This is a genomic window from Tenacibaculum piscium, assembly GCF_021390715.1.
GTDB lineage: Bacteria > Bacteroidota > Bacteroidia > Flavobacteriales > Flavobacteriaceae > Polaribacter > Polaribacter piscius.
Genome location: NZ_JAJGWT010000008.1, coordinates 1 through 25,796 on the forward strand (window position 1 = coordinate 1; position 25,796 = coordinate 25,796).

A 25,796-nucleotide genomic window follows, 5' to 3' on the forward strand; every position below is an offset into this window, starting at 1 on the left:
CCACGTTGATAGGCTATAGGTGTAAAGGCAGTAATGTCATAGCCAAGTAGTACTAATAACCCATAGGCTTATGTAGAAGTCTTGCGCTCGAAAGGGCGCAAGCACCAACTCTTTTGATTATTTACGATATAATTTTTACCAATATGTTAACTTATACAGTTGCAATATACTGAAACATTTTAAGGTGATTATCGCAATGGGGCTCACCTCTTTCCATCCCGAACAGAGAAGTTAAGCCCATTTGCGCCGATGGTACTGCCAATGGTGGGAGAGTAGGTCGTTGCCTTTCTTTTAAACCTCAATCTATAAAGATTGAGGTTTTTTTTGCTCTAAATTGAAATTATATTATCTATTTTTTAAAATTTTTAAAAGGTAGGCTTAATAGACTAGGTGGCCAGACACATAGGTCTGCTGCCCTTACAATTAAAATTAGATAACAAAAAATCTATCTGTTCTCAAAAAAAAAATCTCCTATATTTTTTAAATAATTATTGAGTAATTCTAAGCCTGTTTAAAAATTAAATAACCTGTCAGTTCGAGTAATTTTTTTATTCAAAAATGTATTGAGAACTTACTTATTCATCAATATAAAAGAATTCAAATTCTAGATACAATATACAATTTTAATTCCTTTTACTCATTAAAATCACTCGAATTGACAAGAATCATCAACAAAAAATCAGATAAAATTTAAAATAGACTCTAATAATTACTACGCGTATCTCTTAAAAAGATTCTTTGAAATGACTGGCTTTCATAAAAAAAAACTAATTTATAAATTTACCAAAACTAAATAAATAGACTTAGCACTGATTGAAGCAATTGTTTGAGCTCTTTTTTGATTTTTCTTCAAAAAAAAGCGAGTGCTGAAAGCGGGAATAGCTCCAAATAAAAAATACTTTACTTACCAATAATATTTTTTAATCGAATACCAAAATCAGCTAATTTTTTAACCTCTTTAATTCCTGCCAATCTTTCAGATCCTATAACTAATAATCCATCATTAGTTGCCTCGATATGATAATACGTATTACTCTCAAAAAATAAAACAAGATCATCCGTGAAGAAACTTCTTATCTCAGTAGAATTTTTACCAGAAAGATAAAAACGTTTCGAAAAATCAGAATGGTTTTTAATATCAATATCCTTAAAACCAGAAAAATGATAAATGTATTCAAATATTCCTTCTTTATCTAAAGTAAATTCAGGAATATATTTATCAACATTAATATACATCATCGTAACTTTTATAATCTGTTTCGCTATTAATTCTCCCTCAGAAAATTCAACATCAAACAAAGTACAATTTCCATTCGATAATGTATTTGATATTTTACTAATATGACGTGTTTTAAAATATCCAAAATTATATATTTCATCAATAGAAAATTTTGGTGAAACAGTATAATTCCATTTTAAATCATTACAAATACGCTGTAAAGACTTTTGTCGCTTCGTTAAATTTTTTTGTGAATTTAACACTCCTCTTTTGGTTTCTAAAACTTCAGAAACCAAAAGAGGAGTGTTTTTACGCAAAGCAAATGGATGATTACTACGTGTCTTATAACCATCTAAACCAATAACTTCAAAATGTCCTCCTTTACGCTTAAAAGTTTCAGCGTAATTATTAAGATTTTCCATTACAGAATGATCAATAAAATCACATAAAGAAAAATCAATAATAGCTTCCTCACTTTCAGGAATCTGATCTAATTTCATTTTTAACTTCGTGAAATTTAAAAAACTAGAGAAATTTTTAACCGAAACGTAATATTTATCTTCTTCTTTAAACATTAAAACATTTGGTTTTAATAAATTACGAATAAAAAACATACTATTCTTTTTAATAATAATATGAATAATAAACGTAATAAAAATTCCAGCTAAAATTCCTGTAATCAAATTAGTAGTGATAGTAGTTAAAAGAGTTACTAAAAATATAATTAATTGCTCTTTACCAATTTTAAATACTTTTACAATATTTTCAGGAGATGCTAATTTATAACCTGTATATACCAATATCGCGGCTAAAGCAGGCAAAGGTATTTTTCGTAATTCACTAGCAAAAATTAAAATAAAAAATACTAAAAAAGATGCATGGAAAAAATTTGCAGAACGATTACTACCCTTATTATTTACATTTACCGAACTTCTAGCAATTACTGTAACAACATTTAATCCTCCTAAAAAACCACTAATTACAGTAGCCAAACCCAAAGCACGAATATCTTTATTTACATTCGAACGTCTTTTTAAGCTATCTAATTTATCAACAGCTTTAATACTTAATAAACTTTCGATACTTGCAATTAATGTAATCGAAATAACAGCATTTATAAATTCAAATTCATGAATTTTACCGAAATCAGGAAAAGCAAAATTAGATAAAACATCATCAGGTAATTCAATTAATAAACTTTTATCAATAGGGTATTCTAAAATAGAAAATAAATCATAATAATAATACATTCCAACACTTAAAACAACAATCCACATAGGAGCAGGGATTAATTGAAAATATTTGTTGCGAATCTTACTGTAAAAAATCATGATTAATAAACTGATAACACCAACTAAACCAGCATAAAAAATACTTGTATCTGGTGTTTTCATAAAATCAAAAATTCCAGTAGGTATCTGTAAAATTAAATCAACAATACTTCCTTTTGCACTTAAATTCCCCAACATTACATGTATCTGTTTTGCGAAAATTCCAATTCCAATAGCCGCTAACATTCCTTGAATTGCTGAAGAAGGAAAATAATCACCTAAGGCACCCATCCGAAGAAAACCTAAAATAACCATAATAATTCCAGAGATAACAATTGCAGCAAGTGTATATAAATATCCTTGATGCATATCGCCAGCTCCTAGAGTTGTTATTGCAGCAAGGACAACGACCACTAATCCATTACCAGGACCTGTAATTGTTACATTAGAACCTCCTAAAATTGAAACAACTGTACCGCCAACCACCGCAGCTATAATTCCTGATATTGGAGGAGCTCCCGATGCTAAAGCCAACCCAAAACCTAAGGGAAGTGCAATTAATGATACTACAAAACCAGCAAAAATATTCTGCGGAATCTCACTTAAAAATGTTTTAAAGTATTTTCTTTTTCCCATTTATTTAACAATTAAAACATCAGTTGGTAATTCGGATAAAATATATTCTAAATCATGTGGAAAAATTCGGTCTAAAATACCTGTCTTTTTACAGGAACTCATCACTAATAAATCCGCTCTTTTTACTTTCGCATAATGACCTATAGAATAGCCACTACGACCGAAAATACCTTGAGTTTTTATGATAATATCACTTGTATCTATATGTTCTAACATCTTGTTAACCCGTGCATCTTCACGTTTTTGCATCCGCTCTTTTGTTATTGTTGTTTTACGTAATGATACATCATCACTAACGTTTACTTTTAATGTTGCTTGATCAATTTCTTCAACAATTGTTACTCTTTTACATGCTAATTTTTTTGAAAAATAAAATCCAGCTTTTATAGTTTCTTCTGTTTTTTCATCTTGCAAACCACTGATAACAATATGTTTACAAGGATGTCTTTCAATAGATGGTTTTATCAGTAATAATACCGAACAGAGAGCTTTACGAGTCAGTTTTCGAGCAATAGAACCTACATAATATTTGTATATTTTTTCTTTTTGCAAAGCACCGAGTATTAATAAATCGATGTTTTTGTGTACTGTCGTTTCTAAAATAACATCTACAGGTTTTCCTTCTTGCCAAATTACTTTTAATGGAAATTTTAAAGTAGGAACTTCACTTAATAAATTATTTAATTGCGTTTCTTTTTTAGTAGATTTTTCTCCAACATGCACGCCAAATAACTGCGCATTAAACATGTTTGACAATCGAATCGCTTCACATAAATTTGCTTTTAAATTAGGAGAAAAAGCAATACCAATAAGTATATTTTTTATCAAAGTATAAAAATTTAAACGTTCGAAGATATAATTTTATTGTTGTTTAAAAAAAAATTACTTTTACACAAAAAGATTTAGATGATAGAATTAGCAGGAATTATTATACTTGGAATTTTAGCACAATGGTTTGCATGGAAATTTAAGATTCCAGCCATATTACCTTTAATTTTAATAGGACTCCTTGTAGGTCCTATTGCTGCTGAATTTTTAAGCGAAGATGGAAGCAAATGGATAGAGCCAATTTGGAATGGTAAAAAAGGGCTTTTTCCTGGTCAAGGGTTATACTATTTTGTTTCATTATCGATAAGTATTATCCTTTTTGAGGGAGGATTAACACTCAGAAGAGATGAAATTAAAAATATTGGTCCCGTAATTACAAAGTTAATTACCTTAGGTTCTAGTATTACTTTTTTTGGAGCAGGAATTATAGCACATTATACTTTTGATTTAAGCTGGGAATTATCTTTTCTATTTTCAGGATTAATTATTGTAACAGGTCCTACGGTTATTACACCAATTTTAAGAAATATTCCTCTTAAAAAAGATGTATCAGCAGTTTTAAAATGGGAAGGAATTTTAATTGATCCTATTGGCGCATTAGTTGCTGTACTTGTTTTTGAATTTATTAGTGTTGGTGGAGGCGCAGGTTTTACACAAACAGCTTTATTAGAATTTTTAAAAATTATTTTATTTGGATCAACATTTGGATTTACTTTTGCACATGCTTTAATTTTTATCATTAATAAAAAATGGGTTCCTCATTATTTATTAAATGTAGTATCGCTGTCTGCTGTACTTTTGGTTTTTGTACTCTCAGAGTTATTTGCACATGAATCAGGCTTATTAGCGGTTGTCGTAATGGGAATGGTATTAGGAAATAGCAAGTTGAAAAACTTAAAAGAAATACTTTATTTTAAAGAATCATTAAGTGTTCTCTTAATTTCAATCTTATTTATTTTGCTGGCTGCAAATATGGATATTAAAGAGTTAATGTTATTATATCGATGGGAAACAGTACTCCTTTTTACACTGATAGTATTTGTAATTAGACCATTGGCAGTGTTTATAAGTACTTATAAATCAAACTTAAAAGTAAACGAAAAACTTTTTATAAGTTGGGTAGGTCCAAGAGGTATTGTGGCTGCAGGTATCGCTTCATTATTTGGGAGTAAATTACTTAAAGAAGGTGTCGAAGGAGCAGAATACATAACTCCACTTGTTTTTATGGTTGTCCTAGGAACGGTATTATTAAATGCAACTACCGCAAGATTCTTTGCTAAAGCAGTAGGAGTATTTTTAAAACGTTCTAACGCTATTATGATTATCGGTGCTTCGGATCTTGCAATTCTTATAGCGGTATATCTAAATGAAAATAATAGGAGAGTAGTTGTAATAGATTCGAATAAAGACAATATAGAAAAAGCTAAAAATAAGGGTTTAGAAGCTTTTGAAGCTAATATTTATGATGATGAATTAACCAATAATATAGAACTTAATGATGTTGGTTATTTACTCGCCTTAACAGGTAGTGATTCAATTAATAAACATACGATATCAAATTTTTCATCTGTTTTTGGAGAGCAAGGTGCTTATCGTTTGGCAAGTTCACAAGAAGTAATTACCAAAGAATACGAAAATAAGGAACAATTATTTACTGTTCACGATGATTATTTAAACTTAATGGAAGCCGTAAGAGAGTTTCCAGAAATTAATGAAACTCCTGTTAATTCTATTGAAGAATATAAAGAAAAAATCAGTAAAATTTATGCTGAATTAAAATCGACACCTATTTTTGTGAAAAATAAAAATAATGAAATCTTATTAATTGCGGAGTTTGAAAAAAATACTACAATAATCGAAGATTGGAAATTAGTTTATATCGGTAAAAGATTAAAGATCTAAACCAAAGATATTTTTTAATTTTTCTATTAATGGATTTTTCTCTTTTAATTTTGCGTATTTTTCTTGAGGAGTGTAGGCAAACTTTTTTTCAGAAACTTCATTGATTATAATTTCGATAGTAATTCCATAATTATTTAATTTTTCACGTAAAAACTTTGTAAGTTTTGGTTTCACACGTTCTAATTGAATTTTCATTAAATCATTAGGAAGTGAAAAAAGAATTATAAAGTTTTTTGTGTTTTTTGATAATTGTGGTTCACTAGAAGATAAAACGGCAGAAATACTACGTTCTCCAAGTTTTTGTATTTCTAAAGAATAGGTATTCCACGCATTTTTAAGTTGTTGTTGGGTAAAAATTGTTCTTGGATGATTTTCGAAATTTTCATCAATATCTAAGGACGTTTTAACAGTTGTTTTTTGATGAATACTTTTCAACGATAATGCTGATGAACGTCGTTTTATATCTTTTATAAAAGGTTTTGATGGAGTTGTAGCTGTTGTTTTTACTACATTTTCTATTTTAACTGGTTTTACTACGGATGAATTAATTTCATCCGTATTTTTTATATTATTTTTTGTTACTTTTTTTATTGTTGGAGATAAAGAAGTAAAAAAAGTAGCTGGAATTATGTAGTTGCTAGATTTTTTTTTTGCTCCATCAAAATTGATAGAGGCTATTTTCATTAATGTTAATTCCACCAGCAATCGTTGATTTTTACTACCTCGATATTTTAAATCACAATCATTTGCTTTATCAATCGCGGGAAGTAAAAATTGAATGGTTGCTTTCTTTGATTGCTCAAAGTATTTTTTCTTAATTGAATCACCAATTTCTAACAAAGCAATTGTTGCAGCATCTTTAGCCACTAATAAATCTCTAAAATGAGATGCTAATCCGTTTATAAAATGATGTCCTTCAAAACCTTTGCTTAAAACATCATTAAAAGCCATTAAAACTTGCGGAATTTTTTGTTCAATTAGTAAATCAGTAATATTAAAATATACTTCATAATCTAAGACATTTAAATTTTGAGTAACCGCTTCACGTGTTAAATTTTTTCCCGAAAAACTAATAACTCTATCAAAAATAGACAAAGCATCACGCATAGCACCATCTGCTTTTTGAGCGATAATATGTAATGCATCATCATCCGCGGTAATATTTTCTTTGATACAAATGGTTTTTAAATATTCTTTTGCATCTAAAACACCAATGCGTTTAAAATCAAAAATTTGACAACGAGATAATATCGTAGGAATAATTTTATGTTTTTCTGTCGTTGCTAAAATAAAAATAGCGTGGGCAGGTGGTTCTTCTAACGTTTTTAAAAAGGCGTTAAAAGCCGCTTGAGAAAGCATGTGAACTTCATCAATAATATACACTTTATATTTTCCTGTTTGCGGCGGAATACGAACTTGATCCGTTAAATTTCGGATATCATCGACAGAATTATTGGAAGCTGCATCTAACTCAAAAATATTAAAGGCAAAATCTTCATCAGGATTTATAACATTTTCTTGACTTTGCTGATTTATTTGTTTTGCTAAAATACGTGCACAAGAAGTTTTACCAACGCCTCGAGGACCTGTAAATAATAAGGCTTGTGCTAAATGATTATTTTTTATAGCATTTTCTAACGTGTTTGTTATCGCCTGTTGCCCAACGACATCTTCAAAAACTTGAGGACGATATTTACGCGCTGATACTATAAAATGTTCCATTTAATTGCTCCTTTTTATACTCACAAAAATAGAAAAACTCCGCTATAATAGCGGAGTTTTTTACATTTATTTAGAATAAATTATTAAATTTAAGCTGATGTTTAAAAAAATTAAATAGTAAAATCAATTCCAAAAACAATATTTCTACCAGAATTTAAAATAGCGTCTGATTTTAAACGAGATAAATGATTTATATATTTTTTATCGAAGATATTTTTAACAGTAACGGAAGTTCTAAATTTATATTTATTGATAAAAATATTACCACCAATGCCAAAATTAACCAAACTATAGCCAGGTGTTTTTGTTTCAAAAGAGCTTATGTTTTTTTGCTCAAAAGAAGAATGAATACTTAACGAAGTATATCCATTTTGTAACCATTTAGTGTTTAAAAATTCGGTTCTAAGCGTATTTTTTAACGTGTTTGCAGGAATTAATGGCAAATACGTATTTTCATTTTTCGTATTATCTCGTTTACCGATAACGGTTTCAAAACTACTTTCTAAATGCAACCAATCTAAAGGGTGTGGATGTAAATGAACTCCAAATTCACCACCGTATAATTTAGCATCTTCTTGTAAATAGGTATAAACAGGTGCTTCATCTTCAATTTTACCCGTTGGCGATAGATAAATATAATCATTTATTTTATTATAAAATCCGTTTGCAAAAACTTCAAAATGTTTCGATTTATAATCAAAAGAAATATCTAATTGTACATTTTTTTCGTTGGATAAATTATTATTTCCTTCTTCAAATCGATTTGTTCCGTGATGAACGCCGTTTGATGTTAATTCGGCTAAATTTGGTGCTCTAAAACCGTTAGCGATATTAATACGGGTATTTATTTCTTTAAAAAGTAAAGTTTTAAAACCTAAAGATGCAGTAAAACTATTAAATTGTTTATCTATTGGATTAAAAACATGCACTTCATCTTCATGTTTAATTTCATGTTTTTCGGTTTTTATAGCTCTATTATCGAAACGAATTCCTCCTTGTAGTTTAGTGGTTTCGTTTACATCAAAATTAGCTGTTGTAAAAATACCAAAATCATTAATAGTTGCATCAGGAATTAATAATTCTTCACCAAAATTAGTGTTTGTTTGATGCAAACCTTGTGTTCCTAAAAGAATTTCAAAATTTTTCATTTTAGGAAAATGATATTTCAAATTATAGCTAAATGTTTTTAGCTCCATATTTAAGGCTGGCTCATTACTTGCGTGTTCGTCGTGCTCCTCATGTTCATCGTGTTCGTCGTGTTCATGATCTTCGTGATTCGCATGGTCATCATCATCATCATGGTCATCGTGTTCATCTTCATGATGTTCGTGTTCATCTTCAAATTCTTTTCTACTATTGATTGTATATCCTAAATCGATATCTAATTTTGAAGCATTAAAAAAAATGTGATTATGCAAACTTATAATATGATTATTAATATCTTGATACGGTTTTTCGAAACTCGTTTCTTTGGTTTGCGTGCCAATTCCTTCTGTTAAACCTAATTTTGAGTTATTAAAATTATAACGTAATTCTGAAAAAAAGTTTTTTTGATGAAAACCAACGCCTACTTTTAAATCTTTTTCTTTAAAACGAGTATTAGTAACACGATATGATGGTGTTTTATAATCGGAATGAATTCCATGAGTTCCACGGGCTAAAAATTGCCAGTTTTTAAGAGATGATTTAACACCTAGCGACACATTACTTCCCATAGTATTGCTAAAATAACGCTGATTAACATTGATTTTAGTGGTGTTTTCTGATGCAAATTTTTCTGGTTGAATATATAAAACTCCTCCTAAAGCATCGGAACCATAAAGGAGCGATGCTGGTCCTTTTATAACTTCAATTCCTTGAATACCTGCCTCATTAATACCTAAGCCATGTTCGCCACCAAATTGTTGATTTTCTAATCGAATTCCTTGTGTATACACTAAAACACGGTTACCACTTAAACCTCTAATTACAGGTTTTCCGATAGATGCACCAGTCGATATTTGAGAAACTCCAGCAATATTTGTAATTCCTTCGGATAAAGTAATAGCACCTGTTTTATGCAATGCTTTTGCCGACAATCGCTCGACTTTCATTACATTTTCAGATTGTAATTTATTAAAAGGCGTAGAAATAATTATTTCATCAATTTTAAAAATAGCTTCTTCTAACGAAGGATTAAATGTTTGATTTTCATTATTAAAAATAAACTCTTTTGAAATGTTTTTAAAGCCTAAATAATTAAATGTAATGGTTATTTTTCCGTTCGGAATAGTATTAAAAGTATAGTTTCCTTGCGCATCCGAAGTAACTCCTTTATGTAATTGTTCGGCATAAATTTCAACGCCTAATAAAGGAGTTTTATTGATATCTGTAATTTTTCCTGATAGACTATTTTGTGCGTACGAGTTTGACATCCCTATTAAAAATAGGAAAAATATAATTTTTTTCATTAAATGTTTTTTATAAATATTTTTTACTGATAAACCCTTTATAAGTCAAATAATTATTCATTATTAAAATTATTTAAAATCATTTAAAATGATTATAAAGTGTTGTAAATGGTGTAATATGTAATAATGAAGCATCATTTTACTTTTTTTTTGAATTTAAAAATCAAAAAAGAAGCAAAATCAAGTTCAAAAAACTAGATTACATAAAAAGACTATTTTAAACAGTAAAATAGGGGCGGACCTCTGGTAAGTTTTTTATCCGTATAAACAACCGAAATTACTTGTGGTTGCTCATTATATTGCTTTTTGTAAAAATGTTGAGGAATTACAGCATACTTTGAAATCGCTGTATATGAAAATATTTGAAGATGAAAATCATCTAACGAACAATCTAATTCTTGTTCGTGAAAATGATGCTCATCAGTACTGGTACAAACAGTATGTTTATGGTTCTCAAAAGTATGCGCAAGTTGTATTACTGACGGAAGCAGTAATAGCAACAAACTAAAAAAGGCGATATGTTTTTTAAAACGATACATTAAGTTTGCAAATGTAATAAAAAAATAAAGACCTGAGAGTTACGTATAACTATTCAGGTCTTTAAAAAATCAAAAATAATAAATTCAATAAATTTTTTACTGATTTTATCTGATTTATTCTTTTATATAAACTGTTCCGTTTTGTTTGAAATTTGAATAGCCAATTTTGGCGGTAAAGCTATAAGAAGTATCCGTAACTTTTGTTATTTGTACAAAGATAGGATCTTTATCCAAATCAGTTTTTGGACTTTTCATTCGCAATGAATAGGCAAAATTATTTTTCCATTTGATAAAAAGCGTATCAATATGTTTTTCTTGCTTTTCCGTAACTGAACCATCAGCAGAAGAAACACTTATTTTTTTAGTGTATTCTTCAATTTGTAAACTATCGGTTCTCACAATCGTTGTTGCACCGTAGTTGTCGCTTCCTGGAATTTGAAAAGTTCCATATTTAAAACGCGTAGGATTTCCTTTTTTTTCAGGAGTACACGAATAAACCAAAAAAATGACTAAAAAAATAAGTGAATATCTCATTAAATTCCTGTGTAATTAGCGGGTGTAATTGCTTTTAATTCTTCTTTAATTTCTGATGAAACTTCTAAAGTATCAATAAAATTAGCAATTGATTTTTGATTGATTTTTTCATTCGTACGAGTCAACCCTTTTAAAGCTTCGTAAGGATTCGGATACGCTTCACGACGTAAAATTGTTTGAATCGCTTCGGCAACAACTGCCCAGTTATTTTCTAAATCTTCGGCAAATTTCGATTCATTTAATAATAACTTATTCAATCCTTTTAAAGTAGATGAAAAAGCAATTAACGTATGTCCAAAAGGAACTCCTACATTACGTAAAACCGTACTGTCGGTTAAATCACGTTGTAATCTTGAAAGTGGTAATTTTGCTGATAAATGCTCAAAAATAGCATTTGCTAACCCTAAATTTCCTTCAGAATTTTCAAAATCAATAGGATTTACTTTATGTGGCATTGCTGATGAACCAACTTCTCCTTCTTTAATTTTTTGCTTGAAATAATCGTTAGAAACGTAGGTCCAAATATCTCTATCTAAATCAATTAAAATAGTATTGATACGTTTTAAACCGTCATATAAAGCCGCCATATGGTCGTAATGCTCTATTTGAGTTGTTGGAAAAGAATGGTGTAAACCTAAAATATCTTCAACAAAATGCGTTCCAAAATTTTTCCAGTCGATATCTTTATACGCTACTTTATGTGCGTTAAAATTCCCTGTTGCTCCACCAAATTTAGCAGCGTGAGGCGTGTGTTGAATATGAATTGCTTGATTGTTAATTCGCTCTACAAAAACAAAAAATTCTTTTCCTAAACGAGTAGGAGAAGCTGGTTGTCCGTGCGTACGTGCTAACATTGGAATATCGTCCCATTCTTCGGCTAAATCAGCTAATTTAGAAACCAATTCATCTAAAGCAGGATAATAAACTTCATCCATCGCATCTTTAATAGACATTGGAATTGCTGTATTATTAATGTCTTGAGAAGTTAATCCGAAGTGAATAAATTCCTTGTATTTATTCAAGCTTAACTTGTCAAATTCTTCTTTGATAAAATATTCAACCGCTTTTACATCATGATTTGTAATCGCTTCAATATCTTTAATTTTCTGAGCATTTTCGGTAGAAAAATCTTCGTAAATTTTACGTAAATTAGGATATAATTCTTTGTTGAAATCGGCTAATTGTGGCAACGGAATTTCACATAAAGCGATAAAATATTCAATTTCAACTTTTACTCTATATTTAATTAAAGCTTCTTCAGAAAAATAGTTTGCTAAATTGGCTATTTTATTACGGTATCTACCATCAATAGGAGAAATGGCGTTTAATTGTGTTAAGCTCATGATTTGTGCTATTTTATGTAATTTTGTTGTGAATTTGTTGTGTTGTTTGGCAAAAATAGAAAATACTATTCTTTTTTAACGGATTATAATTGATTAATAATCGTATTATTTTGGTATTCTTTTTATTTGTGAAATAAAAATTATGACACTTGTCATAGAATAATATCATATAAAAAGATATTTTTGTATTTTATTAAATAGAAATTTAAGAAAATAATGAATAGTAAAGTAGATACAAAAGAAATTGAAAATAGGGACGATGTTTTTTTATTAGTGAGTACTTTTTACAATAAAATAAAAGCAGATGATTTTATTGGTCATATTTTTTTAAAAACAATTCCTGCGGATGCTTGGGATGCTCATTTAGAAAAATTAACTGATTTTTGGGAATCCAATCTTTTTTTCGTTCGAAAATTTAAAGGAAATCCGATGAAAGCCCACAAAGATTTAGATGCTCATTTTAATCACAGCATTTCACAAGAGCATTTTGGAAGATGGTTGCTTTTATGGTTTGAAACATTAGATGAAAATTTTCATGGCAATAAAGCCAACGAAGCCAAAGAACGTGCTAGAAACATCGCTTCTATGTTGTTTTTTAAAATGTTTGAAGATAAACCGAAAGAAACTAATTCATAATAAAATAAGTGAATCTATTTTTATTTGATAGCTTTTTTTATCTTCACAAATTAAAATATTTTTTGTGGAAAAAATAACTATCATTTATATTGTTTTAGCTGTTTTATTGAGTGTAGCAATCGCTTATTTTCAATATTTCTACAAAACAACATCGAAGACAACATCGAAATTTAGCTTAAAACTTAAAAGAAAAACGCTTCTTTTTGCTCTAAAAGCATTGAGCTTATTTTTACTGTTTTTATTATTGATAAATCCTGAAATAAAAACCGTTGAAACTCAAAATATAAAACCTGTTTTAACTATTTTAGTTGATAATTCATCATCAATAAAATATTTTAACGAAGACAAAAAAGTTAAAAATATCATTCAGAAAATAAAAAAGTCTGAAAAAATAAACAATAAATTTGACGTTGAATCTTTTTATTTTGATGAAAAAACGGCTGTTTTAATTGCTGATAGTTTAAATTTTTCAGGAACTCAAACAGCTATTTATCAAGCAATAAATTCGGTTAATGAATTGCAAAAAGAACGTTTAAATGCAACTATTTTAATTACTGATGGAAATCAAACCAAAGGAAATGAGTATCAAGATATAACTTCAAAAAATAAGATTTTCCCAGTTGTTATAGGCGATACCACTTTATATAAAGATTTACAAATATCGCAGGTAAACGTAAATAAATACAGTTATATAAAAAATAAATTCCCTGTTGAAACATTACTATATTATCAAGGAGAATTTAACGGAAAAGAAACTGTAAACGCTACTTTTTCAATTACACATCAAGGGAAAAAAGTATTTTCTAAAAAAGTAGCCTTTTCAGCAGAAAATCCTACAAAAACAATCACGACTACTTTAACTTCGGATAAAAAAGGAATCCAATATTATAAAACGTCAATAAGTCAAATTAAAAACGAAAAACACACCAAAAATAATTACAAAAATTTTTCAGTAGAAGTAATTGACGAGCAAACAAAAGTGTTAATTTTAAGTGCTTTTTTACATCCTGATATAGGAGCGATTAAAAAATCGATAGAAAGTAATAAACAACGAAAAGTGGATATCGCTTTTATAAATGATAAAAATATTAAATATAATGACTATCAGTTTTTTGTTTTTTATCAGCCAAATAGTTCTTTTAAAAAGGTTTTTGAAAAAGTAACATCTAATTATTTAATCGTTTCAGGAACAAAAACCGATTGGAATTTTTTAAACACACAGAATTTAGGCGTTCAGAAAGAAGCAATTAAGCAATCTGAAAATTATACGGCACTTTACAACGCCAATTTTTTACCTTTCTTACAAAAAGATATCAATTTTAATGATTTTCCGCCACTAAAAGATGTTTTTGGAGATATAACAATAACAGGCGAAGCACAGGTTTTATTACATCAAAAATATGCAGGTTTTAAAACCAAAGAACCCTTATTGGCGACTATCGAAAACTTTAAAAATAAAAATTCTAAAACTGAAAAATCGGCAAAAAACAATCAAAAACACGCCGTTTTATTTGGAGAAGGAATCTGGAAATGGCGTTCAGCTAGCTTTTTAGAATCACAAGGATTTGAAAATTTTGATGCTTTTTTAGGCAATTTAGTACAATATTTAGCATCTAACAAAAAAAGAAAAAGACTCGATGTAAAAAGTAAATCATCGTATTCACAAAATGAATACGTAACAATTTCAGCATTTTATGTTAACGAAAATTATACCTTTGATAACAGGGCGTCACTAGAAATAACGATTACAAACACCCAAACAAAGCATCAAAAAATACTACCTTTTTCATTGGTCAATAATTCGTATCAAGTTTCAATTTCTGACCTTTCTTCTGGCGATTATTCATATAAAGTTGCTGTAAAAAATCAGAAAATAAACAGCTACGGAAAATTTAAAATTACCGAGTTTAACATAGAAGAGCAGTTTGTAAATGCCAATTATCAAAAACTACATCAATTAGCCTTAAAAACGAAAGGAAACTTGTTTTATCCTGATAAAATAAATACTTTAATTACTCAATTATCCGAAGATAAAACCTATTATACTACTCAAAAATCAATCACAAAAAAAGAAAATTTACTAGATTGGAAATGGATATTATCTTTAATCGTTGTTTTACTTTCTGTAGAATGGTTTATCAGAAAATTTGATGGCAAAATATAAAAAACGAATTGCTTTTAATTGTGTAACTTAGCATTGTTCCTGTAATTTGTATAAAATAACTAAAACTAAAAAAAACATGAAGTTTCACACAAGAAAATGGATAAAACCAGAAGATTTAAACCCAAACGGTACTTTATTTGGCGGTCGATTATTACAATGGATCGATGAAGAATTAGGAATTTATGCTATTATTCAATTAGAAATACCTCGAACAGTTACTAAATTTATGTCTGAAATAGATTTTGTAAGTTCGGCTAAACAAGGCGATATTATTGAAATTGGTATTGAAATTGTTAAATTTGGAAACACCTCAATTACTTTACATTGTCAAGTACGTAACAAACTGACGCATAAAAAAATTATCGGAATTGATAAAATTGTAATGGTTACTTTAGATGAAAATGGAACGCCAATGGCTCACGGAAAAACGAAAGTTGAATATGTTAAAGACCGATTAAATCCGATTAAATAAATAATCTAATTACTTTTTTTATATATTTGTCATTTAGTATTCTTTTATTATTTCTGAAATAAAAATAAGTAAATCATTTGAAAATTATTAGCATCCTCATATTAATATTATTACTGTTTGTGCCTCCTGTTCAGGTGCATTCGGATGCTATTATTTTTAATGATGGTAATGTAATAGTTAATGATGGCGATGTAATTCACCATATTAACACGATGGACTATGCGCATTCTGAAACGCATCATAAAAACAATACCGAAGAAGAAAGCAAGGAACACCATCATATTTGTATTTTTTCAGGTATTTCAAGTGCCATTATTACGGAGGAATTTAATTTTAAAATTGTTACATTCTTTCAAGAATACTCGAAAATTCATTTTCATAAAGTGTTAAATACCGCTAGTTATTTAGCCCAACTTTTTCACCCTCCAATAGTTTAATTCTTTTTTTATTATTCGATAATCGTATTATTTCAGCTGTTTAAAACAGTCGAAATGATATTATTATTTCGTGTAAATTTTTATCATTTTCATTTATTTTTATTGACTTTCTTTGAAGCAATTTCCCGCTTTCCGCACTCGCTCTTTTTTGAAAAAAATCAAAAAAGGAGCTCAAACAATTGCTACAATCGGGGCTAGGCATATCGGTATTCAACATTATTTAGAATATTAATTCATAAGAAGTTATATCAATATAAAAATAAATTACAGGTGAGAAATTACACTTCAAAATTTTTAAAAATCAAGAATTAAACACATAAAAGATGTTAGATAACATTATAAAATTTTCAATTAAAAACAAATTGATTATTGGTGCTTTTGTATTGGTGTTAATTGGTTGGGGAATTTATTCGCTAAAACAATTACCGATCGATGCAGTGCCAGATATCACCAATAATCAGGTGCAAATTATTACTTCGGCACCCTCACAATCGGCACAAGATATTGAACGATTAGTAACATTTCCTATCGAAATGACCATGTCTAGTATTCCTGATATTGAAGAAGTTCGTTCTTTTTCTCGTTTCGGACTAAGCGTTGTTACTATTGTTTTTAAAGACGATGTCGATATTTATTGGGCACGACAACAAATTAGTGAACGCTTAAATGAAGCAAAAAGCAATATTCCAGCTGGCGTTGGTTCACCCGAAATGGCACCTGTAACTACTGGTTTAGGAGAAATTTATCAATATACGTTATTGGTAAAAGATGATTTTAAAGAAAAGTATTCCATTATGGAATTACGTTCTCTTCAAGATTGGATTGTTCGTCGTCAATTATTAGGCATCGAAGGAATTGCAGATGTGAGTAGTTTTGGAGGATTTTTAAAACAATATGAAGTTGCCTTACAACCCGAAAGATTGCAAACATTAGGCGTAAGTATCAATGAAGTTTTAGAGGCTTTAGCTAAAAACAATCAAAATACAGGAGGTGCTTATATTGATAAAAATCCGAAAGCATATTTTATAAGAAGCCAAGGATTAATTCAAACACCTGAAGATATTCAGAATATTGTTATTAAAAATACCCTAAATGGTACGCCAGTTTTAATTAAAGATATCGGAAAAGTACAATTAGGAAGTGCCATCAGATACGGCGCAATCACCAGAAATGGCGAAGGCGAAGTTGTCGGTGGAATTGTAATGATGCTAAAAGACGCAAACTCATCAAAAGTAATAAAGCGTGTAAAAGAGCGAATTGCGCAAATACAAAAAAATTTACCCGAAGGTGTTGTAATCGAACCTTTTTTAGATAGAACAAAATTAGTTGATAAAGCAATCAGTACGGTATCCACCAATTTAATTGAAGGCGCTTTAATTGTAGTTCTTATTTTGGTATTATTATTAGGAAATTTACGTGCGGGTTTAATTGTTGCATCTGTAATTCCGCTGGCAATGTTATTTGCAATTATATTGATGAATCTTTTTGGCGTTTCAGGAAACTTAATGAGTTTAGGAGCCATTGATTTTGGAATTATAGTCGATGGTTCGGTGATTATTGTGGAAGCAACATTACATTATTTAGTGCTAAAAAAATCAGGAAAAAAATTAACACAATCCGAAATGGATGAAGAAGTCTATCAATCAGCTTCAAAAATTAGGACAAGTGCAGCTTTTGGAGAAATCATTATTTTAATCGTATATCTTCCTATTTTGGCGTTAGTCGGTATTGAAGGAAAAATGTTTAAACCCATGGCGATAACCGTAAGTTTTGCCATTTTAGGAGCTTTTATTTTATCTTTAACCTACGTTCCGATGATTAGTGCCTTGTTTTTAAAGAAAACAATTAGACATCATAATGACAAAAAAAATATTTCTGATAAAATAATAGGTGCATTACAAAATGTTTATACACCTGTATTGGAATTTGTTTTAAGTTATAAAAAATCAGTACTTATTGGCGCTGTACTTGTTTTTATAGTAAGTCTTTTTACCTTTAAAAATATGGGTTCTGAATTTATTCCATCTTTAGATGAAGGAGATTTAGCCGTGCAAGCAACGGTTTCTACAGGAAGTTCATTATCATATACGATTGATGTGACAAATAAATCTTCAAAATTATTATTAAAAGAATTTCCAGATGAAATTGAACAAATTGTAAGCAAAATTGGATCCTCAGAAATACCTACAGATCCGATGCCTGTTGAAGTTGCTGATATTATTATCATCTTAAAAGATAAAAGTAATTGGACAAAAGCAAGCAGTAAAGACGAGTTAACGGAAAAAATGAATCATTTATTAGATGAAAATATGTTAGGCGTTAATTACGGATTTCAACAACCGATACAAATGCGTTTTAATGAATTGATGACAGGAGCAAGGCAAGATGTTGTTCTAAAAATTTACGGAGAAAATTTAGATAAATTAGTAAAATACGGAAACGAATTAGGGAAAATTATTCCTGATGTAGCTGGTGCTGAAGATTTATATATTGAAAAAATGACAGGTTTAAAACAAATTGTTATTGATTATAAACGAAATCAATTAGCGTTATATGGTTTAAATATTTCTGATGTAAATACGGCTGTAAATACCGCTTTTGCTGGGCAAAGCGCAGGTTCAGTGTATGAAGGCGAACAACGTTATGACTTGGTTGTTAGAATGTCAAAACAAAATAGAACAAGTATTCAAGATATTCGTAAACTGTATGTAACTACATCGAATGGAACGCAAATTCCATTAGAAAATGTTGCGGATGTAAGCTTTAAAACAGGACCAAATCAAATACAAAGAGATGACGCAAAACGAAGAATAACAGTCGGTTTTAACGTTCGAGGGCGTGATGTAGCAAGTATTGTTGCTGAATTACAAGCTAAAGTTAGTGAAAAAATACAATTCGATACAGGATATTATATCACCTACGGTGGAACTTTTAAAAATTTGGAAGAAGCACGTACACGATTAGGAATTGCAGTTCCTGTTGCCTTATTATTAATCTTTTTATTATTGTATTTTACTTTTAAATCGATTAAACAAAGTTTCTTAATTTATACGGCAATTCCAATGTCGGCAATTGGTGGAATTTTCGCTTTATGGTTTAGAGATATGCCTTTTTCAATATCCGCAGGAATAGGATTTATAGCCTTATTTGGTGTCGCTGTTTTAAACGGAATTGTATTAATTGCCGAATTCAATCGTTTAAAAGAAGCTGGAATGACCGATACAAAAGCAATTATAAGAAAAGGAACTTCTGTTCGATTACGTCCCGTAATTATGACTGCAGCAGTAGCTTCACTAGGTTTTTTACCGATGGCAATTTCAGCATCAGCAGGAGCAGAGGTTCAAAAACCATTGGCAACCGTGGTGATTGGCGGTTTAATATCAGCAACCTTATTAACTTTATTAATTTTACCAGTTTTATATCTGTTTTCTGAAAGTAAATCAGGAAATAAAACAGCTAAATCAATGAAAATAAACTCAAAAATACTCAGCTTATTATTTATAGTAACGGGAAGTTTATGTATTCAGGCACAAGAAAATACACAAGAAATAATACAAATAAATATTCAGAAAAATCCTCAGAAATTAAGCGAGCAAGACGCAATTAATATCGCTTTAAAAAAATCAGTAGCTCGTTATAAATCAACTTTAAATATCGCTAAAAATAAAGCAGGGATTGCAAGTGCAATTACTTTAGATCCTATTGCTGTAAAATATCAAGATGTTGGAGTTAGTACTGGTTTATCAGAAAAAGAATGGTCGGCTACTCAAAATTTAGGAGCTGTTTTAACACATCTTCAAAAAAGAAAATTAGCGATTGCAAAACATGAATTAGCCATTTTAGAAAATGATATTTCGAGAAAAGAAACGATTCGAACTGCTCGAAGTTTATATCAGCAATGGCATTATTTATATGGACTTATTTCATTACTTGAAGAACAAACTAAAAATAGTAATCTGATAAAAAGTATTTCTAATAAATTATACGATGCAGGAGAAATAGGAGGCTTAGAAAATGATTTAACAATCTTACAATCGTTAGATATTCAATCTAAAAAAAGCACTATTTACAAGGATTTTATACAGATAGAAAATAAACTAAAAGAAGTATTACAATTGAAAAATTTGATAGTTCCTGAAACAAAATTTCCTATAAAAAAGCTAGTTTCACTTCAAAATAAGAACGAAAAAGATAGCATTTTAACAGCCTTTTTAGAAATTTTATCTAAAAGAGAAAAAGTAGCTCAAAAGAATATTTCAGTAGCAAAATCATCTTATTTCCCAGAGATAACCGCAGGGATTATCAATAGAAAAACAGGAAACTTAACCGATTATACAGGTTTTAATATCGGTTTAAATGTTCCTATTTCATTTTGGGCTAACAATGCTAAAATTAAACAGCAAAAAATAATATCCGAAGAAATAGCTTTTGAAAATGACGCGCGTAAAATAGCAATTCAGAATAATTTTAAAAGTTTACAAGAACAATTAACGTATTTAAAAACGGAATTAATTCCTATTGATACAATGAAAATAAAGGCTGAAAAATTTATCAAAAAACTAAAAATAGCCTATACAACTGGCGAAATAGATGCGTATCAATATAATCAAAGTTTTAACACCTATTTTCAGGTGATGCAAAATTATTTGTTATTGATTCATAATTATAATCAAACAGTAATTAGCTACGAGTTTTACACAAAAAAATAATTAAAAATTAAAAAATACCCGACTTTTATTTAGTCAATTTAGTCAAGATTTAGTCAGGTTAAAAAATATAAAAAGATGAAAAAAATTATCAATATAATCAGTATAATCAGTTTTGTAGTATTCATATTATCGGTTAGTAGTTGTAATTCTAAAAAAGAAAATCATACAGGACAAGATCATACATCCGAAGAAAAAGAAAAAAAACAGGAAAAATCAGAAGAAAAATACACCGAAAATGAATTGCATTTAACAACCGAACAAATAGCATCTGCAAATATAAAAGTAGCCGAAATTACACAACGAAAAATACGCAATAGCATTGCCGTTACAGGAACTATTGAAGTGCCTCCACAAAGTAAAGCAACTATTTACGCGCCTTTAGAATCGTTTGTATATAAAACATATTTATTGCCTGGAGATAAAGTGAAAAAAGGACAAACCGTAGCTGTATTACAGCATCCAAATTTTATAAAATTACAATATTCATATTTAGAAGCAGTTAATAATAATAAGGTTACAAAAGCAGATTATGAGCGTAAAAAAATGTTATTAGCAAACGAAATCACTTCAAAAAAATCGTTTCAAATAGCAGAAGGAATATATAATTCTTCAAAAAGTTTAGTGGAAAGTTATGCTTCACAATTAAAAATGGCAAATTTATCGCCAAATACGATTTCAAAAAATGGAATTCAACAATATGTGTACATAAAAGCACCGATTTCTGGCTATGTGGTAGAAAATAACTTAAATAAAGGAATGTTTTTAGCAGGAAATTCAAAAATGATAGAAATTATTGATACCGATCATATGCACGCCGAATTAAATGTTTTCGGAACCGATATTACCAAAATTAAAAAAGGCGATTCATTTGTTTTTAAACCTTCAGGAATTGATACCGAATATAAAGGATATATCAAATTAATTAGTCAGAAAGTAAATGACAAAACAAAAACAATAAATGTACACGGACATTTTGAGGATGAAAAAAATAACTTAAAATCAGGAATGTTTATTAACGCAGATGTATTATTAGGCGGTGAAAAAATAATGGCTGTTCCTCAAACCGCAATTATAGAAAAAGAAGGCGAAAGCTTTGTTTTTATGGCAAAAAGTACTGTTGAATTTATTCCTTTAAAAGTAACGTTAGGGAATAATGATGCTGGTTTTGTAGCCATAAAAACAATTGAAGGAAATAATTTTGATATTAAAATAGTTACGCAAGGTGCACATATTTTAAAAGGAAAATTATTACAACAAGCAGGTGGCATGGAAGGTCATGCACATTAAAAATATAAATCAATTTTATTCAAATATCAAATACAAAAATGGCAACAAAAAGTTCAGTGAAAAACTCAGAAGAACATTCACAGCAGCATCAAAATAACCATCAAAATCATGGTGGAATATTAGGCGAAAAATCAGAATTATATTTCGCTATTTTAAGTGGAGTTTTCTTCTTTATTGGATTAATTATCGAAAATTTCACTTCTTTATCAATAAAGTATCCAACTTATATTGTCGTCAGTTTTATGATTTCCATCATTTTAGGTGGGTGGTTCACGACAATCGAAGCTTTTAAGAAAATCAAAAAAGGAGAATTTGAAATCGATTTTTTAATGTTAGCCGCAGCCGCTGGAGCTATTTATATCAATAAATGGGGAGAAGGCGCTTTGCTATTATTTTTGTTCAGCTTAGGACACGCATTAGAACATTTTGCCATGAACAAAGCCCGAAAATCAATAGAGAATTTAGGAAAATTATCACCTAAAAAAGCATTAGTGAAACGTAACAATAATCTTGTTGAAGTTTTAATCAATGAATTAAAAATAAATGATATCATCATTGTAAAACCAAATACCAAAATTGCTGCCGATGGCGTAATTATCAAAGGAAATAGTAGCATTAATCAAGCATCGATAACAGGAGAAAGTATGCCTGTTGATAAAATAGCAATTAATTCAATAGAAAATATTGCCAAATATAAAGATTTTAACGAAATACCTAAAAAAAATGTAGTATATACCGGTACAATTAATGGAGATAGCGTACTAGAAATTCAGGTTTTAAAACTAAGTAAAGATAGTACCATTTCTCGTTTAGTCAAAATGGTAAGTGAGGTAGAAAATCAAAAATCACCAACGCAATTAGTTACTAAAAAATTTGAAAAATGGTTTGTGCCAATCGTACTTATTTTGGTACTTACATTATGTTTTGCATATCTGGTAATTAATGAATCTTTTGAACAAAGTTTTTATAGAGCAATTACCGTATTAATAGCCGCAAGCCCTTGTGCTTTAGCAATTTCTACACCAAGTGCTGTATTGAGCGGAGTCGCACGTGCTGCAAAAAGTGGCGTGCTGATAAAAGGAGGAAGAGCCTTAGAGAATCTGGGAAGTTTAACAACCATCGCTTTTGATAAAACAGGAACACTAACACAAGGAAAACCAAAATTAACCAACGCAATTGCTCTTAATAATTTTGATGAAATCGAATTTTTAGAAATAACGCTAGAAGTCGAAAGTTTAAGCAATCATCCATTAGCAAAGGCAATATCTAAAGATATTAGTACAAAATATCAACTGAAAAATAACAATAATGCATCTGATATTAAAGCTATCCAAGGAAAAGGTATTAAAGCAACCTATAAAAATAAACCTGTTTTTATCGGAAATAAAAAATTAATGACCGATGAAAATATAATCGTTTCTAATGCAATCGATACTCAAATGAATACGCTTCTTTTAAACGGACATACCGCCATGTTAGTCGGATATCAACAGCAAATAATAGGATTGCTAAGCGTAATGGATATCCCGAGAATTACAGCTAAAGAAACCTTGAATAAATTAAGAAAAATAGGCATCAAAAAAATGGTTATGCTTACTGGAGATCATCAAAATGTAGCAAATTCAATAGCATCACAAATAGGTTTAACTGCCGCCAAAGGAAATTTATTACCCGAAGATAAAGTTATCGAAATTCAAAAATTAAAAGCAAATAATAATAAAGTTGCCATGGTTGGCGATGGCGTAAATGATGCTCCCGCAATGGCAAATAGTACCGTTGGTATTGCTATGGGAGCCGCTGGTAGTGATGTCGCATTAGAAACAGCAGATGTTGCTTTGATGTCCGATAAAATAGAAAAATTACCATTCGTAATTGCATTAAGTAGAAAATCAAAAACTATTATCAAACAAAATATTTGGATTAGTTTAGGAGTCGTTGCAATATTAATTCCCCTAACATTATTCGGTGTAACATCAATAGGATATACCGTATTGATTCATGAAGGATCAACATTAGTAGTCGTTTTAAATGCCTTGAGATTGTTAAGATTTAAAGAAGAATAATCAAAAATAATGAAGACAACTGAAGACAACTATTTAGAGCCTGTTTAAATTTTATCTAAAAAAATATCACTTAAACTGACAGTTCGAAATGACAGATTATTTGCCAAGATTTTACACTGAAATTTATTAACTATAATTTAAAATAAAATAGTAAAAACAAGAAGTAGGCTAGAAGCAAAGAAGAAGAACTATTAAAATCGTATATTTGGTATATATATAATGACATCATTTTATAATATATCATCAACTTAAATTCAAAAAATGAGTAACAACAGACAATTAGATTTTCAATTACCAAAAGGAGGACTTCTTATCGGAATAATTGGCGTACTTGCAATTATCGGATTCTCAAAATCAACAGTAACTATTAAATCTGGTCAGGCAGGAGTTTTGTACAAAACCTTTGGAGGCGGGGTCGTAACAGATCAAGCTCCAATGGGAGAAGGATTTCAAGTAGTCGCTCCATGGAATAAAGTTTTTATTTATGAAGTTCGTCAGCAAGAAATATATGAAAAAATGCAAGTTTTATCATCTAACGGATTAGAAATTCAATTAGAAGCTTCTGTTTGGTTTCAACCACAAGCTGAAAAAATAGGTTCGCTACATAAAGAAAAAGGAGAAAATTATATTTCAAGAGTTATTCAACCTGTTATCCGTTCCGCAGCACGTAGCGTTGTAGGACGTTATACACCCGAACAATTATATTCTAGCAAAAGAGATGTAATACAAGTTGAGATTTTTTCCGAAACAAAAAAGATTTTAGACGAACAATACATTCAATTAAATGAAGTTTTAGTAAGAGATGTTACCTTGCCTCCAACTATTAAAATGGCAATTGAACGTAAATTAAAACAAGAACAAGAATCGTTAGAATATGAATTTCGATTAGTAACCGCTCAAAAAGAAGCCGAAAAACAAATTATTGAAGCAAAAGGAAAAGCCGATGCTAATAAAATATTAAGTGCTTCTTTAACTGATAAAATTTTGCAAGATAAAGGTATTGAAGCTACACTAAAATTAGCTGAATCACAAAATAGTAAAGTCGTGTTAATTGGTTCTGGTAAAAGTGGAATGCCAATTATTTTAGGAAATCAATAATCTAAAAATCAATACTTTTCTACTTTCCTAAGTAAAAGTTCAGTAAAAAAATAAACAAAACCCAGCTTGATACACATCAAGCTGGGTTTTTTATTTATATACATTGTCTGTTTAAATTGTCTGTAATTTATTAAAAATTATCAAATAAAATTTTTATTTATTTTTATTGTTATTTTTTAAAAATTAAACACAAATTGTTATATTTGTCTTTCGTAAATCGAATTTTAAAAATCTTGATTGACTTTGTTTGACATAATAAAACTATTCTAAAATAATTTAGCCTATAACTAAATTATTATTTAAGGTTATTATTATTGATGAGGTTATTAAGTCAGTTCATTTTTTGAAAATTTATCAATAAATTCTTAGCCTATAACTAAATTTTTAATTGATGATTTTTTAAAAACTTAAAAATTATACATAGAAATAAATTTATCTCTATGTATTGATAAAATTTAGATTTTTCGACAAGAGAAACAAAAAGAC

At 29.2% G+C, this 25,796-nt stretch carries 16 protein-coding genes and 1 rRNA gene; 10 read left to right on the plus strand and 7 right to left on the minus strand.

From position 1 onward, the window contains the following. The first annotated feature begins 180 nt into the window (after positions 1–180). A 5S ribosomal RNA gene (gene rrf, locus L0U77_RS08550) occupies positions 181–289 on the plus strand. 611 nt (positions 290–900) lie between these two features. Here the strand turns inward: rrf and L0U77_RS08555 are convergent. Both L0U77_RS08555 and L0U77_RS08560 read right to left on the minus strand, forming a co-directional pair. Then, positions 901–3,126 carry a SulP family inorganic anion transporter gene (locus L0U77_RS08555; protein WP_233901023.1) on the minus strand — a complete coding sequence of 742 codons (2,226 nt, stop codon included), beginning with the start codon at positions 3,124–3,126 and terminating at the stop codon, positions 901–903. Then, positions 3,127–3,954: a universal stress protein gene (locus L0U77_RS08560; protein ID WP_233862349.1), complete on the minus strand. Its 828-nt coding sequence runs from the start codon at positions 3,952–3,954 to the stop codon at positions 3,127–3,129. It lies immediately after the preceding gene. Positions 3,955–4,032: 78 nt separating this feature from the next. Here L0U77_RS08560 and L0U77_RS08565 point away from each other — a divergent pair, with 78 nt between their 5' ends. Next, positions 4,033–5,856 carry a cation:proton antiporter gene (locus L0U77_RS08565; RefSeq protein WP_233897952.1) on the plus strand — a complete coding sequence of 608 codons (1,824 nt, stop codon included), beginning with the start codon at positions 4,033–4,035 and terminating at the stop codon, positions 5,854–5,856. On the opposite strand, the gene dnaX is transcribed toward L0U77_RS08565, so the two are convergent. The 5 genes from dnaX to purB all read right to left on the minus strand — a co-directional run bounded on the left by dnaX (position 5,845) and on the right by purB (position 12,444). Beyond that, a complete protein-coding gene (gene dnaX / locus L0U77_RS08570) occupies positions 5,845–7,578 on the minus strand; it encodes a DNA polymerase III subunit gamma/tau (RefSeq protein WP_233901024.1) in 1,734 nt (577 codons plus the stop codon). The genes L0U77_RS08565 and dnaX overlap by 12 nt on opposite strands. A 110-nt stretch (positions 7,579–7,688) precedes the next feature. Then, positions 7,689–10,028 (minus strand): TonB-dependent receptor, encoded by a 2,340-nt coding sequence (locus L0U77_RS08575; RefSeq protein ID WP_233901025.1) that lies wholly within the window; start codon positions 10,026–10,028, stop codon positions 7,689–7,691. Positions 10,029–10,240: 212 nt separating this feature from the next. Next, on the minus strand, positions 10,241–10,567 hold the full coding sequence (locus L0U77_RS08580) for a hypothetical protein (protein ID WP_233901026.1): 327 nt from the start codon (positions 10,565–10,567) through the stop codon (positions 10,241–10,243). A 114-nt stretch (positions 10,568–10,681) separates the two neighbouring features. Further along, positions 10,682–11,101, minus strand: a complete 420-nt coding sequence (locus L0U77_RS08585; protein WP_233885555.1) for a hypothetical protein — start codon at positions 11,099–11,101, stop codon at positions 10,682–10,684. After that, a complete protein-coding gene (gene purB, locus L0U77_RS08590; RefSeq protein WP_233901027.1) occupies positions 11,101–12,444 on the minus strand; it encodes an adenylosuccinate lyase in 1,344 nt (447 codons plus the stop codon). Before purB ends, L0U77_RS08585 begins: the two co-directional genes overlap by 1 nt. Before the next feature lie 216 nt (positions 12,445–12,660). Here purB and L0U77_RS08595 point away from each other — a divergent pair, with 216 nt between their 5' ends. From L0U77_RS08595 to L0U77_RS08630, 8 genes are all read left to right on the plus strand, one after another. Next, positions 12,661–13,080 carry a group III truncated hemoglobin gene (locus tag L0U77_RS08595; protein ID WP_233901028.1) on the plus strand — a complete coding sequence of 140 codons (420 nt, stop codon included), beginning with the start codon at positions 12,661–12,663 and terminating at the stop codon, positions 13,078–13,080. 64 nt (positions 13,081–13,144) lie between these two features. Next, positions 13,145–15,244 carry a VWA domain-containing protein gene (locus tag L0U77_RS08600; protein ID WP_233862360.1) on the plus strand — a complete coding sequence of 700 codons (2,100 nt, stop codon included), beginning with the start codon at positions 13,145–13,147 and terminating at the stop codon, positions 15,242–15,244. 76 nt (positions 15,245–15,320) lie between these two features. Continuing rightward, a complete protein-coding gene (locus L0U77_RS08605; protein ID WP_101918242.1) occupies positions 15,321–15,716 on the plus strand; it encodes an acyl-CoA thioesterase in 396 nt (131 codons plus the stop codon). A 77-nt stretch (positions 15,717–15,793) separates the two neighbouring features. Next, positions 15,794–16,153, plus strand: a complete 360-nt coding sequence (locus tag L0U77_RS08610) for a hypothetical protein (RefSeq protein ID WP_145993236.1) — start codon at positions 15,794–15,796, stop codon at positions 16,151–16,153. 323 nt (positions 16,154–16,476) lie between these two features. Beyond that, a complete protein-coding gene (locus tag L0U77_RS08615) occupies positions 16,477–20,862 on the plus strand; it encodes a CusA/CzcA family heavy metal efflux RND transporter (RefSeq protein WP_233901029.1) in 4,386 nt (1,461 codons plus the stop codon). Positions 20,863–20,937: 75 nt separating this feature from the next. Then, positions 20,938–22,149, plus strand: a complete 1,212-nt coding sequence (locus L0U77_RS08620) for an efflux RND transporter periplasmic adaptor subunit (protein WP_233901030.1) — start codon at positions 20,938–20,940, stop codon at positions 22,147–22,149. A 38-nt stretch (positions 22,150–22,187) separates the two neighbouring features. Then, a complete protein-coding gene (locus tag L0U77_RS08625) occupies positions 22,188–24,212 on the plus strand; it encodes a heavy metal translocating P-type ATPase (RefSeq protein ID WP_233901031.1) in 2,025 nt (674 codons plus the stop codon). A gap of 261 nt (positions 24,213–24,473) precedes the next feature. After that, positions 24,474–25,310 (plus strand): prohibitin family protein, encoded by an 837-nt coding sequence (locus L0U77_RS08630; RefSeq protein WP_233900426.1) that lies wholly within the window; start codon positions 24,474–24,476, stop codon positions 25,308–25,310. Positions 25,311–25,796 lie beyond the last annotated feature (486 nt).

Coding starts and splice junctions, on each gene's coding strand:
- L0U77_RS08555 (WP_233901023.1), bottom strand. CDS start 3,126: ATGGGAAAAAGAAAATACTTTAAAACATTTTTAAGTGAGATTCCGCAG.
- L0U77_RS08565 (WP_233897952.1), top strand. CDS start 4,033: ATGATAGAATTAGCAGGAATTATTATACTTGGAATTTTAGCACAATGG.
- dnaX (WP_233901024.1), bottom strand. CDS start 7,578: ATGGAACATTTTATAGTATCAGCGCGTAAATATCGTCCTCAAGTTTTT.
- L0U77_RS08575 (WP_233901025.1), bottom strand. CDS start 10,028: ATGAAAAAAATTATATTTTTCCTATTTTTAATAGGGATGTCAAACTCG.
- L0U77_RS08580 (WP_233901026.1), bottom strand. CDS start 10,567: ATGTATCGTTTTAAAAAACATATCGCCTTTTTTAGTTTGTTGCTATTA.
- L0U77_RS08585 (WP_233885555.1), bottom strand. CDS start 11,101: ATGAGATATTCACTTATTTTTTTAGTCATTTTTTTGGTTTATTCGTGT.
- purB (WP_233901027.1), bottom strand. CDS start 12,444: ATGAGCTTAACACAATTAAACGCCATTTCTCCTATTGATGGTAGATAC.
- L0U77_RS08595 (WP_233901028.1), top strand. CDS start 12,661: ATGAATAGTAAAGTAGATACAAAAGAAATTGAAAATAGGGACGATGTT.
- L0U77_RS08605 (WP_101918242.1), top strand. CDS start 15,321: ATGAAGTTTCACACAAGAAAATGGATAAAACCAGAAGATTTAAACCCA.
- L0U77_RS08615 (WP_233901029.1), top strand. CDS start 16,477: ATGTTAGATAACATTATAAAATTTTCAATTAAAAACAAATTGATTATT.
- L0U77_RS08620 (WP_233901030.1), top strand. CDS start 20,938: ATGAAAAAAATTATCAATATAATCAGTATAATCAGTTTTGTAGTATTC.
- L0U77_RS08625 (WP_233901031.1), top strand. CDS start 22,188: ATGGCAACAAAAAGTTCAGTGAAAAACTCAGAAGAACATTCACAGCAG.
- L0U77_RS08630 (WP_233900426.1), top strand. CDS start 24,474: ATGAGTAACAACAGACAATTAGATTTTCAATTACCAAAAGGAGGACTT.